Source organism: Nostoc sp. (assembly GCF_036917455.1).
Lineage (GTDB): Bacteria > Cyanobacteriota > Cyanobacteriia > Cyanobacteriales > Nostocaceae > Nostoc.
In genome coordinates, this window is record NZ_JBALDK010000188.1 from 15,639 (window position 1) to 28,003 (window position 12,365).

Annotated in this window: 10 protein-coding genes; 6 read left to right on the top strand and 4 right to left on the bottom strand. The window is 42.2% G+C overall.

Annotated elements, in window-relative coordinates:
• Window positions 1-326: 326 nt before the first annotated feature.
• Entirely contained in the window at window positions 327-1,049 is a 723-nt protein-coding gene (locus V7K42_RS19800) for an NnrU family protein (protein ID WP_334919012.1), read from the bottom strand.
• Between the two features lie 212 nt (window positions 1,050-1,261).
• Here V7K42_RS19800 and V7K42_RS19805 point away from each other — a divergent pair, with 212 nt between their 5' ends.
• The 5 genes from V7K42_RS19805 to V7K42_RS19825 all read left to right on the top strand — a co-directional run bounded on the left by V7K42_RS19805 (window position 1,262) and on the right by V7K42_RS19825 (window position 8,113).
• Window positions 1,262-2,275, top strand: a complete 1,014-nt coding sequence (locus tag V7K42_RS19805) for a LysR family transcriptional regulator (protein WP_334919014.1) — start codon at window positions 1,262-1,264, stop codon at window positions 2,273-2,275.
• 302 nt (window positions 2,276-2,577) lie between these two features.
• A complete protein-coding gene (locus V7K42_RS19810; protein ID WP_334919016.1) occupies window positions 2,578-3,975 on the top strand; it encodes a serine/threonine-protein kinase in 1,398 nt (465 codons plus the stop codon).
• A gap of 26 nt (window positions 3,976-4,001) precedes the next feature.
• Window positions 4,002-5,045: a PstS family phosphate ABC transporter substrate-binding protein gene (locus V7K42_RS19815; protein WP_334919018.1), complete on the top strand. Its 1,044-nt coding sequence runs from the start codon at window positions 4,002-4,004 to the stop codon at window positions 5,043-5,045.
• A gap of 52 nt (window positions 5,046-5,097) precedes the next feature.
• Window positions 5,098-6,516, top strand: coding sequence for an ABC transporter substrate-binding protein (locus V7K42_RS19820; RefSeq protein ID WP_334919020.1), 1,419 nt, complete (start codon window positions 5,098-5,100; stop codon window positions 6,514-6,516).
• A gap of 544 nt (window positions 6,517-7,060) precedes the next feature.
• Window positions 7,061-8,113, top strand: coding sequence for a PstS family phosphate ABC transporter substrate-binding protein (locus V7K42_RS19825; RefSeq protein WP_334919022.1), 1,053 nt, complete (start codon window positions 7,061-7,063; stop codon window positions 8,111-8,113).
• Window positions 8,114-8,167: 54 nt separating this feature from the next.
• Here the strand turns inward: V7K42_RS19825 and V7K42_RS19830 are convergent, their stop codons facing one another.
• Window positions 8,168-8,887 (bottom strand): Crp/Fnr family transcriptional regulator, encoded by a 720-nt coding sequence (locus V7K42_RS19830; protein WP_012412419.1) that lies wholly within the window; start codon window positions 8,885-8,887, stop codon window positions 8,168-8,170.
• 520 nt (window positions 8,888-9,407) lie between these two features.
• On the opposite strand from V7K42_RS19830, the gene V7K42_RS19835 reads away from it, so the two are divergent.
• Window positions 9,408-10,127 (top strand): glutamate acetyltransferase, encoded by a 720-nt coding sequence (locus tag V7K42_RS19835; protein WP_334919024.1) that lies wholly within the window; start codon window positions 9,408-9,410, stop codon window positions 10,125-10,127.
• Between the two features lie 180 nt (window positions 10,128-10,307).
• Here the strand turns inward: V7K42_RS19835 and V7K42_RS19840 are convergent, their stop codons facing one another.
• Window positions 10,308-11,177, bottom strand: coding sequence for a Cof-type HAD-IIB family hydrolase (locus V7K42_RS19840; RefSeq protein WP_334919026.1), 870 nt, complete (start codon window positions 11,175-11,177; stop codon window positions 10,308-10,310).
• 260 nt (window positions 11,178-11,437) lie between these two features.
• Entirely contained in the window at window positions 11,438-12,142 is a 705-nt protein-coding gene (locus V7K42_RS19845) for a PEP-CTERM sorting domain-containing protein (protein WP_334919028.1), read from the bottom strand.
• Window positions 12,143-12,365: the final 223 nt, after the last annotated feature.

The window sequence follows — 12,365 nt, forward strand, 5'->3', positions numbered from 1 at the left end:
AGATGCTTTCAGGAACCAAATTTCAGGACACAGAATAATTGAGTAAAAATTGAGCGCGTTGATGTGTCTCTGACAAAAAAGCCATCGGGACTCTCACAGTGGCTTTTTTGAACGTTAGACTCCTGATTGCTGTATCCGCTAATTTGACTGAATCTGCCACTGACTCCCAAAGAAAGACAACGGGCCTTCAACTACCAATAAAAATCTCAAGCTGACTGAGCGCACCCTCACTGATAGACGTTTGAACTTATCCTACATTGATTTGGGGCAATTGATAAGCTGAAATTTTAATCTATTTGGGATTTTCTGCTGACACTGGGGATCGCTTAAATTTCCCATTTTATTCTACCAGTTGCTTCCATCAGCAGAGGGTGTGACCACCAAAGCAAAGCGATAAAAATGGCAACTCCCAAATAGGAAGGGCGAATAAATTCCTGCCATAAGATAGATTGACGACCGTCAATAATTGCTTGAAACGGAATAATTGAAGTCCGTTGTTTGGCAATTTCAAAGGCTTCTCCATAGCGATCGCTCAAACGGCGATCCCCGTGCCAAACCCCGAACAAGTGATGTAACACCAATCCAATGGAAGTCACAAGGGTAAAGGTAGTACCCAACCAGAGAGTATGGGCAACACACCAGATTATTTGTCCCACCATCTGAGGATGACGAGTAATCCGAATAATTCCTGTTTCGTAGAGATGAACTTGGGGCTTTTGAATAGCAGCAATTTCTAGTAGATTGAAGGTAGCAGGATATAAAAACAAAAACGAGATCGCTGACAGCAGCCAAACAAATTCTCGCACTCCTGGCACTCCTTGTACCTGCCAAAGTTGCAAACCATCATAGCGGTGCCCAAAAAAGTAAATAATTAAGATCGCAGCCAACGGTAGGCTGACTAATGCAAAGAGAATGCGATAAAGCCTTGGGCCAATATATTTTTCTGCCCTTGGACGCAAAGCAGCGCCTCCACTGTGAGCGATCGCAAAAACTATTTGTAACCCCAGTATGACAAAATGACTGGGTGTCAACCAAGAAATCAGCAGCATATAGACGGGTGAAGTAATTTAAAGAAAATTGAATTCAGTACAACCAATACCACAAAGTATTCCAAAGGAGACTTTAGTCAAGATGTTGTGCTACTGTCCTTTTCGAGTCAAGCCTTCAAGTTTAATATGCAACAAATCATGCATGGCTGATTGCTGCCAATCTTTATTTGTTGTGTACATCCGCTCCTTTAAAAGTTTGTGGGTTGAGCCTTATGTCTGACCTTCCTTTCACTTTAGATCAGTTACGGATTTTAAAAGCGATCGCTCAAGAAGGAAGCTTCAAGCGGGCCGCCGATAGTCTTTATGTTTCCCAACCTGCCGTCAGCTTGCAAGTCCAAAATCTCGAACGCCAGCTAGATGTCCCTTTATTCGACCGTGGAGGACGACGCGCTCAATTAACTGAAGCAGGGCATCTACTCCTAAATTATGGTGAAAAAATCCTTAGTCTGTGTCAAGAAACCTGCCGCGCCATTGAGGATTTACAAAATCTCCAAGGTGGTACGTTGATTGTCGGTGCTTCTCAAACCACCGGCACTTATCTGTTACCTAAAATGATCGGTATGTTCCGACAAAAATATCCAGATGTGGCTGTACAATTACATGTCCACTCTACCCGGCGAACTGCTTGGAGTGTCGCTAACGGACAAGTCGATCTGGCGATTATTGGCGGTGAAATTCCTGGCGAACTGTCAGAATCTTTGGAAGTTCTTTCTTACGCTGAAGACGAATTAGCGCTGATTTTACCTGTCTTTCATCCCTTTGCCAAACTTGAAACAATCCAAAAAGAAGACCTATATAAATTACAATTCATTGCCCTAGATTCCCAATCGACTATCCGCAAAGTAATTGACCAAGTGTTAGGACGTTGTGAAATTGATACCAGACGTTTTAAGGTTGAAATGGAACTAAATTCCATTGAAGCAATTAAGAATGCGGTGCAATCTGGTTTAGGGGCTGCTTTTGTTTCAACAAGTGCGATCGCTAAAGAGTTACAAATGGGTGTTCTCCACCGTACCCCTATCGAAGGTGTCGTTGTCAAACGGACACTGTGGCTGATTTTTAATCCCAATCGCTATAGATCCAAGGCCGCAGAAGCCTTTAGTAAAGAAATTTTGCCCCAGTTTGCTAACCCTGGATGGAGTCAAGATGTGTTAACATTTACACAAAAAAGCATAGCGATCACTACATTGGATATAGCTATGCCCGCCTCCTCCGGCGAAGACTAAAACCTCGTCATTTGTCCTTTGTTTTTTTGTAAATGACTAATGACTAAATAGTTTGTAATCCTCTACGGTAAGGCTGCGCCTAGATAATTCGTCATTCTGACCTGATGGCTGTTCGCGCAGCATACCGTAGGAAAACTAGGGGTTGTATATAAAGGAAAATCATCAATTAATCTAGTTTATCTGTAGGCTAAATTAATTAATTACGAATTATGTAGCTTGCTTCTCGCCTTATCTACGAGACGCTTCGTGAATGGCGGGTATTATCAATTACGAATTATTTTGACTAATGACTAATCACGAAAATGGAAGTTTACTGTACTCGTCCACGTTGCCCACAGCCACGAAACTATTTTGTGGATTTAGATAATATTACGAACCTGAAAACAACGCAGCAAAAGTACTGTACTACCTGTGGGATGCCACTGCTGCTAGATGGTCGATATGTACCTACAAAATTGCTGGGAAGGGGCGGGTTTGGAGCTGCGTTTTTGGCACGCGATCGCCGAATCCCTGGAATGCGTGAATGCGTCGTTAAGCAGTTTCAACCAGCAGGAAATTTAACCCCAGCTCAACTGCAACAAGCACAGATAATGTTTGAGAGAGAGGCAGATGTTTTAGCACAACTTGGTAACGACCACGAGCAAATACCCGACTTGTTTGCCTTCTTTCCAGTAATAGTTAATAATTCGCAAGCAGGCCAAGAAGACCAATTTTTTTACTTAGTACAAGAATATATTGATGGGCACAACTTAGAGGAAGAATTAGCTCAACAGGGTAAATTTTCTGAACAGCAAGTGTTAGAAGTACTGCAAGAAATCCTCAAGGTACTAAAGTTTGTCCACGATCGAAATATTATCCACAGAGATATTAAACCTTCTAACATTATGCGCCGTCGTGATGGTAAACTTTTCTTACTAGATTTTGGCGCAGTTAAGCAAGTGACAAACGTTGCATTAGGGGCTGCTTCTTCTACAGGAATTTATTCTATGGGATTTGCACCACCTGAGCAGATGGCTGGGGGTCAAGTATTCCCATCTACGGATTTATATGCTTTAGCTGTAACTCTTATTACTTTGTTGACAAATCAGGAAGCTATTCAACTATTTGATGCTTACAGCAATCAGTGGAAATGGCATGAGCAAGTTAGCGTCAATCCTCACCTTGCTGGCATTCTAGATAAGATGCTCCTACCTGCTGCTAATCAGCGCTTCCAGTCGGCGCAGGAAGTTCTAAATACACTTCATTCACAGCCTCTAGCTGCTACACAGCTTAATTCGCCCTCTGTAACCCTCCCACCACAGCCATCTAAAGGTTCTAATCCCATCGTCTCCAACCGTTCACCAACTCAACCAGCGTTTTCTACGGTGGAATTATTGGGTGGGGCAGCATTTAGTGGATTTCAGGGGTCATTGATAGCGATCGCCCTCTTCAGTCTAGTACAATCACCAATACCTACTTTTCTTATTGGATGTGTGATTTTGGGGATACTGATATTTGCCCAAACCAGGCGGTGGATTGAAAAGTTCGACTTATTAATTATTCCAACAATTACTTTTGCGCTTATTTTTTTTCTCCCCTTTTTACAAGGGGGGCTTGGCATTCAGGGAGTGATTATTTTATCAGTTGCAGCAGCTTTAGTTGCCATTTCACTAACAGCCATATTTCGACTTATTTATAAACTATTATCTCTCATTCTTTAAAAAACTCCTGGTGCTAAGAGCCACCTATGTCTAAAAAAAACGAAACACTTAGCCTTTTCTTAGCCGTTGTCATCACCATTGGTTTAATCTTTAGTGGCTTATGGTTTTTTATGGAACGGTGGGCGCAACTAAATGGGACTGTTGCTAAATCTTCGGGGACTGGCAACATAGATAACTCCGTAAACAAGCTTGTCAGTAAATGTAACGTGCCCAACCTCCCAGAAGGGACATTCAATTATGGTGGTAGCACAACCTGGGCACCCATCCGTAAAGATGTAGACTCTGTACTAGAAAGCCAGTGTCCTCGGTTTATTTTACGCTATACTCAACCGCCATCAGGTAAAGCAGGATCTGGAACTGGCCTGCGGATGTTAATAGACAATCAACTAGCTTTTTCTCAATCTTCTCGTTCAGTAAAGGCTGAAGAAAATGCCGAAGCGAAACAAAAAGGATTTAGTTTAAAAGAAATTCCAGTGGCGATTGATGGAATTGCGATCGCAGTTAACCACGATCTCAACATCCCTGGTTTAAGTGTGGCTCAACTCAAAGACATCTACACGGGTAAAATTACTAATTGGCAACAGGTAGGTGGCCCAAATTTACCAATTAAAGTTTACTCCCGTAGCAAAGAAGCCGGGGGTACAGTAGAATTCTTTGTCGAAAATGTTCTAAATAAAGAAAATTTTGGTAGCAATGTAAGTTATGTTGACACGACAACTGAAGCAGTACGAAAAGTAGCTGCAAATCCTGGGGGAATTTACTATGCTTCTGCCCCAGAAGTGGTACCTCAATGTATTATTAAATCCCTACCACTTGGGCGCACAAGCAGTCAATTGGTGCCTCCTTACCAAGAACCGTTTGTACCTCCATCTCAATGTCCCAACAAACGTAATCAATTGAATAGTCAAGCGTTTCGTAGTGGAGACTATGCAATTACCCGTAACTTATTTGTAATTGTTAAACAGAATGGTCAAACAGATCAGGAAGCTGGCGTTGCTTATGCAAATTGGCTGCTGACACCTCAGAGTCAAGAATTAATCGAAAAGACTGGATTTGTCAGAATTAAATGAACTTAGCCAAATAATTAAATAACAAACATTTTTATTTTATTCAGATTTTTTCATGTCACAGAAGAATGAAACCAAAATTTTAGCCTTAGCTCTGTTGCTGACAGTTGGAATAGTTGGCGGTGGTGCGTGGTGGTTTACTAATGGTTTTGGAGCCAAAATTAGTAATACGATCGTTCCAGGTTCGGAACCAGCTAACAATCTATCTCTACAAGATCGGATTAGTTTTGGGGAAAAAACTTTGACTCCAGGTGCTGTTTCTGCTGAAAAAAAAGAAGGAGTACAGGCGATCGCTACTAAAAGTTACGATAAGGCGATCGCAAATTTCACAGATGCCCTAAAACTCAGGCGTAACGATCCAGAAGCGCTGATATTTCTGAACAATGCCCGCATCGGCTCTTCCAAGAGCTACACCATCGTGGCTTCTGTACCATTCGGCACTGATCCCAATGTTTCTTTAGAAATTTTACGTGGTATAGCCCAAGCCCAAAATCAAGTTAATAGCTCAGGAGGAGTCAAAGGAGTGCCGTTGAGAGTAGGAATAGCTAACGACGACGACAATCCAGAAATAGCCAAGCAAATTGCTTCCAGCCTAGTCACTAATTCAGAAGTATTAGGTGTAGTTGGGCCAAATACTAGCGATTCCACCTTAGCCGCAGGTACTGTTTATAATTCTGGACAACTTGTAGCAATTTCCCCTACCAGCACATCTGTCAAAATTTCTAACTTTAGCCGCTACGTTTTTCGCACGGTTCCCAGTGATTTTATGGCTGCGAGAAGTTTAGCCAACTATATGGTGAGAACCTTACAGAAAAAAAATGCTGTGGTTTTCTTTAATTCTCAAAGTAACTATAGCCAGTCTTTAAAGTCGGAGTTTGTTTCATCTGTTTCCTTAGAAGGTGGACAAGTATCCAGCGAATTTGACTTATCCAAGGCAGATTTTAGTGCGGCTAAAAGCGTAGAACAGGCAACTAAGCAAGGTGCAGAAGTCTTGATGTTGGCTGCTAACACTGAAACCCTCGATAAAGCGCTACAAGTAGTTCAAATTAACCAGAAACGATTAACTCTACTGGCAGGAGATGATGTTTACACCGCCAAAACTTTAGAAATTGGCAGAGAGCAAGCTGTGGGAATGGTATTGGCAGTTTCCTGGCATATTGATGGCGATCGCAAATCAGATTTTCCCCAGAAATCTCGACAATTATGGGGCGCTGATGTAAGTTGGCGAAGCGCCCTCAGCTATGATGCCACTGTAGCTTTAATTGCTGCATTAAAACTCAATCCCACGAGGTCTGGAGTCCAACAAGCACTAGCGTCTTCTGACTTTTCTACCACAGGTGCTTCTGGTACAATTCGGTTTTTAGCATCAGGCGATCGCAATGCGCCAGTCCAACTTGTAAAAATTGTTCCTGGTTCTCGCTCTGGCACTAATTCTCGCTCTGGCACTGGTTATGACTTTGAACCAGTCCGATAATTAAGGACTTCCAACTAAAAAAATATCCCATCGCTTTGGCGAGCAGGGGAGGCAGGGGGCGCAGGGGAAGCAGGGGAGGAAGAATCTAATTGATCATCTTCGCTCCAAAATTGAATAATTTAATTTCTGGAAGTCCCTTAGCAATAAAAATTAAAAATTAACCAATAGTTAACCTAAAAAAGCTCTCAAGATGAGAAATTGAGCTTCATAGGGAAAAATCTGAGTGTCAACTAGCATTTATCCCTTATGGAGAAGAAACAGATAATTTAAAGGAAATTTATTAGGGACTTCCAAATAAAAAAATATTCCAAAACTGACGCCAAAATCCTCTTAATCTCTCTTCTCTCTGTGTTCTCTGCGTCTCTGTGGTTCGTTTTTTGGGATAATTTATTCCTTGGAAATCCCTTATACCTCAAACCCTAAAGTAATCAGAAGTTAGGATTTATCATAATTCGCGAACAAAACACCCGTCCTCCCAATACAATCTCAAGTAGCAAGCACCTATCAAGTCAAGTACTTATATTGAATGGACACGCGGGTAACTATGTCCCAAAAACAAAAAAATGAAATACCTATTCTTATTTTATCCATCCTAATCACGGCCGGGCTAATAGCTGGCGGTTTTTGGTGGTTTAGTAGAAAGTCTGGTGTTGAGCTAAATACAATCAATTCTGGTAGCACCAAAACACCCCAAGTCAAATCAGAACAACCTAATGGCAATACTTTTACCTCAGTAAAAGATGTTCCTACAGGATTATTCAATTACGGGGGTAGTACATCTTGGGCACCGATTCGATTGGTAGTCGATCCAGCAATTCAAGCAGCGCGACCAGAATTACGACTGCGTTATGTAGAACCCAGCAATACATCTCCTGGTTCTGGTACTGGTATCCAGTCACTGATAGATGGTCAACTAGCCTTTGCCCAGTCCTCCCGACCGATTCTAGACCGGGAACTAAGCCGTGCCCAGCAGCGCGGATTCAGTTTGAAACAAATTCCTGTGGCTATTGATGGTTTAGCAGTCGCAGTTAATCCTAATCTCAACATCGCAGGACTGACGGTAGACCAATTAAAGTCAATTTACACAGGTAAAATCAATAATTGGAGCCAGGTGGGTGGCCCCAATATCCCGATTAAGCCCTATTCCCGCCGCATTGCTGATGGCGGTACTGTAGAACTTTTTGTCCAAGACATCTTGGGTGGTCAAGCTTTCAGCTCCAATGTTGAATTTATCTCCACAACCACCCAAGCCTTGCAAAAATTGGCTGCTAGTTCTGGTAGCATCTACTACGCTTCTGCCCCAGAGGTGATTCCTCAATGCTCAATCAAAGCCTTGCCGTTGGGGCGGACGCAAGGACAATATATTCCTCCATACCAAGAACCTTCTGTCCTCCCGTCGGAATGTCCTGGTAAACGGAACAAATTGAACATTAATGCTTTCCAATCAGGAAAATACCCGATTACCCGCAATCTGTTTGTGGTGGTCAAACAAAATAGTCAGACTGAGCAGCAAGCAGGTGTCGCTTATGCCAACTTACTGCTGACTGAGCAGGGACAGGAACTGATTAGTGAAGCTGGGTTTGTCAAAATTCGCTGACAAGTGCGATAGCAATTAGGCAGAGTGGCGGAAATCGCCGCTCTGAACAGTGCTTTAACCAGCTCTATTAATCGATTCTGCTGGCAAGCAAATTAGATTATCCCCTTGGGTAAGGATTAAGCCGCGTTGACGCAGCTTACCCATCAAGCGGGTGACGGTGACACGGGTCGAACCAATCGCGCTACCAATTTGAGCATGAGTAAGGGGAAAGGGCAGACAATAGCCGCGAATCACATCAGGATCGGTGTCGCTCATTGCTGGCTCTCCATATTCCTCAATTAACAATGTGAGAAATCCTAAGAGTCGGTCAATTGTGCGGCGTTGTCCCAAGGCACTCAGCCACAGCAGCTTACGCTGGTGCTGATACCTAAAGGCATCCATAACTTCACGACGGAAGTGAGGCCAATTGTCTAGATCGTGCCAGTACATCCACAGCACCGCAGTTTGGTCAACATGGGCGTAAGCCTGGAGTGTGAATGGCGACTGAGCAACAATTTCAAATGGCTGTCCCGCTCCCACAAAACCCAAGAACGCTTCTTCTGGGGTTCTGTTGATTCTTCGAGACGTTAGCTGACTAGCTGTCGCACTAACTTGGGCGGTTCCTACCATGCGGATCGCACCCCTTTGCACCAAATATAGCAATCCAGGCCGGGCTGGAATACGCTCATCTTTGCTAAAGGTACGGCATCGATAGTGTTCTTGAGCCCAGTCAAGAATTCGTTGCCAAGTTAAAAAAGGCCGTGATGCCTCAGAAAAGGAGGATGGAGATTGCATAGGTAACAAAGAGCGTTCGGCTGAAGACAAAGACGTGATCAAAAGGTGCAAGGAGTGTCTTTGTGTTGGCGAGGCTTAACGCCTAACAGCGCCAGCCAATCCAAAGAATAGAAAGCAAATTACTCTCTACTCTTTTGTTATACTTCCTACTGTACAATGAAGGTAGTAAAGTTTACTTACTATTCATCGATTATTCATCAAATTTTATCCTTCTCTCATTTTTCTTCATCTAAATTAAATTTCTACCCCAAGGTAGATGACAGAAAATTAACAAATATATCTTACACGATAATTTAAATAATATTACGTGCATTATAGATTACCAGTTATCAAATATACGTCAATAAAACAGCTATTATACAGTTATATAATAAAATTACTAAGCATTGATACTTATAAAGTAGAGTTTATATGCATAAAAGATAAAAAAAACTATCTATATAAAGATAGAGATAAGAATAAAATTTTATATATCTCAAGTGTGGCTTTGCAACTGTCAAAATCTCAGAATTGGAAAACTATGGAGCTTGCCAGTGCGATCGCATCTGATTTCTTAAGGACTTGTGGTGACGTTTTTACTATCCAAATAGTTCCTCCTGGTTGGATACATTTTGAATTGACTCACTCAACCTTAGCGACTTGGTTACAAAGTCTTGCAGTCGGCAGTCTAGGAGAAGATGGGGGGCAAGGGAGCAGGGAGCAGGGAGCAAGAAGCAAGGAAGAAGAGTTTTCCCTTCTGCCCCCTGTACTCCGCACCTCTGCCTCTTTTCAATCCTCAATCCCCAATTCATTGTTTGCTGTTCAGCACGCCCATGCACGTTGCTGTTCGCTAGTGTTGCTGGCTCACCGAGAGGGATTGATAAAACTTAGAGAACCAGTTCCAAATACTAGTCCAGCTTTTTGGGATGTTATCTCTCCTAACCCTCTACCTTGGCTAAACTGCGATCAAACACTGCGACTAAATCATCCAGATGAGCGTCGTCTGATTGGCGAGTTAATACAAGTAGTAGACAACATAGAGTGCCCTGACATTAGCGGTTCTGTGAAGTGGGAAAAAGTTGCGCTGAATTTGAGCCAAGCTTTTGAAAATTTTTGGTGTAATTGCCGAGTTTGGGGTGAGATAAAAATTACATCACCAGAATTAGCCCAAGCCAGACTCGGATTACTTATGGCTACTGGGTCAGTATTGAGATACGTGATAGAGGAAAAATTGGGTGTTTTTGCGCTCTTGGAGTTATAAATCGGTAATGTCGCTTAGGCAAAAATAAAAACTTTTATAATAGCTATTGACTCAATGCATCACCTCAGCTACATTAGCAGGTGTGTGAGGAGCGAACCAGCTAGGACACCGAGACGAAACACGGCCAGTCGTTGGTGTCCTTTCTGATTTATATGCTTCAGGCTCGAAAGAGTATCCTCATTACAGCAAAAACTTTTCAATTGCTACTGCTGCTCCGTCTTCCTCTACGCTAGGAGCTACCCACTTAGCGATCGCTTGCACTCCTGCTGGTGCGTTGCCCATAGCTACACCAAGTCCAACAGACTCTAGCATTTCCACATCATTGAAGTTATCACCAATCGCCATAACATTGGCTATCTGTAATCCTAGCAATTCTTCGGCTAGGTAACGTACAGCAGTTCCTTTATTCACAAAGGCGTTAGTTGCTTCAAAAAAGGTAGCAACAGATGTTGTGAGATAAAGTTCAGCAGGTGTGTATTGACGACGCAAATTCCCCAATAACCGATCGATTAAATCTACGTCATCAGATAAAGCAAGAATTTTTGTTGGTTCATTTGTTAAGGTTTGGCGCAAATCACCAACCGGAATCGGGGTAATACCAGAACGTTCTGCATAAATTTGGGTTTCTCTAGTCAACTCACGGACGTATAGTTGATCGTTGATGTAAAAGTGGACAGATAGGAGCGATCGCAACTCAGGCTGTTCAAAATAGTCGAGTAGCTGGTGGGCGATTTCCCTAGAAACAGCCCAATGGCGATGAAGTTTTTGAGCGATTGGGTCTTGAATCCAGGCTCCCTGATAAGCCATTAATGGTAGTGTAGAGCCAATTTCTTCGTGAAAGCGCAAAGCTGAACGATACATTCTACCTGTAGCGATCGCCACTGGAATTCCTCGTGCTTGCGCTGCCACAATAGCTTGCTTTACACCTGCGCTGACGGTGTTAGAATGTCCTGCGATCGTGCCATCTATATCCAAAACTAGTAGTTTAATGTCTTTTGCAGCAGCCTGATGATTAGTAGATGCCAAATGTGTGGCAGATGCTTTCTGCATAATTTCCTAGATTTTAAGTTCCAGTAAGAGGTTAACAGGCTCTAGCTACTAGTGGGGAGTAGTAGATAAAATTGGGTTGATTAGATAGAGAACCCAATTTGCCTACTGTGAGGATGTTGAATCACACAATTTTAGCTATAGTATTTTTTGAATATTGTTCAAAATTCTGGCTAATAATAGCTAGAAAAAACCCCGATTCTCGAGAAAATCGGGGTTTTTACGATATGTAGGATCGAAAAAACTTACTTATTCAAAAAAGTCTATGAATTGGACACTTTGATCCAGCTTTTTTTGCGTTGTGACAACAAACAAAGTCCAGCAATTAAACCAACTCCAAGTGTAGCAGAGGGTTCAGGTACTGGTTTAACATCATAGTTATAAGTTACTTTGATACCTGCTTTAGCATAAGTATCAATATAGGATCTCATGTTGCCCGATCCTGTAACTGCTGAGGTGGCTAGAGCGGAGAACAGGAAGTCTACGTTGCCATTGCCAATAAAAGACTGCAAAAATTGGGTATTAGTGAAAGACTGGGTAGCAGATTGTGTGGCAGTTAAGTTAGAAAGAGTCTTTCCAGATGTGCCACCATAATCAGTGGTGCCGTCATATTTAGCAAGTTGGTAATTGTAAGAATATTGAGGATTGAGCGCCAATAGAGACTGGTTATTTAGTTCTAAGCTGAAGTCACTGGCAACATTTAATGTCACCTGAGTCGGGGTTTTACTCTTATTTTCCAAACCTGCATTTCCAAGTATATTGCCAGTAAATTCTATCGTTACACCCTGGAGTGTGCCTAGAGATGAGTTAAATTGCTGGACGCTTAAAGGTGCATCAATGATATCTGTAAAATCGTAATTAGTGGAGCTGCTGTAAGAGAGAGAAGCTGCATTAGCTACTCCAGATGTTGCAACAATCCCTGCCAAAGTTGTAGCAGCAGCGAGAGTGTTCAATAGTTTTGTTGTCATGATGGAAGATGCTTTTCTCAAATGAATCATTACAGGATTACTAAGTTATTTCTAACTCTGAAACTTTGCTTGTCGGATTGATAATTTCACGTAACTTTATGTGAAGTTTTTATGTTCAAATTCATTCGGAAAATATTCTTTTTGATTGGTATATATAAAGTCTTGTTAAGGCGAAGAGGTTTTGATAGTGGTAGTATTATGTCGAAAGATTAAGTTAGTGTTT

Bases quoted from the DNA above. Each gene is read 5' to 3' on its own strand.
- V7K42_RS19800 (WP_334919012.1), bottom strand. From the start codon at position 1,049: ATGCTGCTGATTTCTTGGTTGACACCCAGTCATTTTGTCATACTGGGG.
- V7K42_RS19805 (WP_334919014.1), top strand. From the start codon at position 1,262: ATGTCTGACCTTCCTTTCACTTTAGATCAGTTACGGATTTTAAAAGCG.
- V7K42_RS19810 (WP_334919016.1), top strand. From the start codon at position 2,578: ATGGAAGTTTACTGTACTCGTCCACGTTGCCCACAGCCACGAAACTAT.
- V7K42_RS19815 (WP_334919018.1), top strand. From the start codon at position 4,002: ATGTCTAAAAAAAACGAAACACTTAGCCTTTTCTTAGCCGTTGTCATC.
- V7K42_RS19820 (WP_334919020.1), top strand. From the start codon at position 5,098: ATGTCACAGAAGAATGAAACCAAAATTTTAGCCTTAGCTCTGTTGCTG.
- V7K42_RS19825 (WP_334919022.1), top strand. From the start codon at position 7,061: ATGTCCCAAAAACAAAAAAATGAAATACCTATTCTTATTTTATCCATC.
- V7K42_RS19830 (WP_012412419.1), bottom strand. From the start codon at position 8,887: ATGCAATCTCCATCCTCCTTTTCTGAGGCATCACGGCCTTTTTTAACT.
- V7K42_RS19835 (WP_334919024.1), top strand. From the start codon at position 9,408: ATGGAGCTTGCCAGTGCGATCGCATCTGATTTCTTAAGGACTTGTGGT.
- V7K42_RS19840 (WP_334919026.1), bottom strand. From the start codon at position 11,177: ATGCAGAAAGCATCTGCCACACATTTGGCATCTACTAATCATCAGGCT.
- V7K42_RS19845 (WP_334919028.1), bottom strand. From the start codon at position 12,142: ATGACAACAAAACTATTGAACACTCTCGCTGCTGCTACAACTTTGGCA.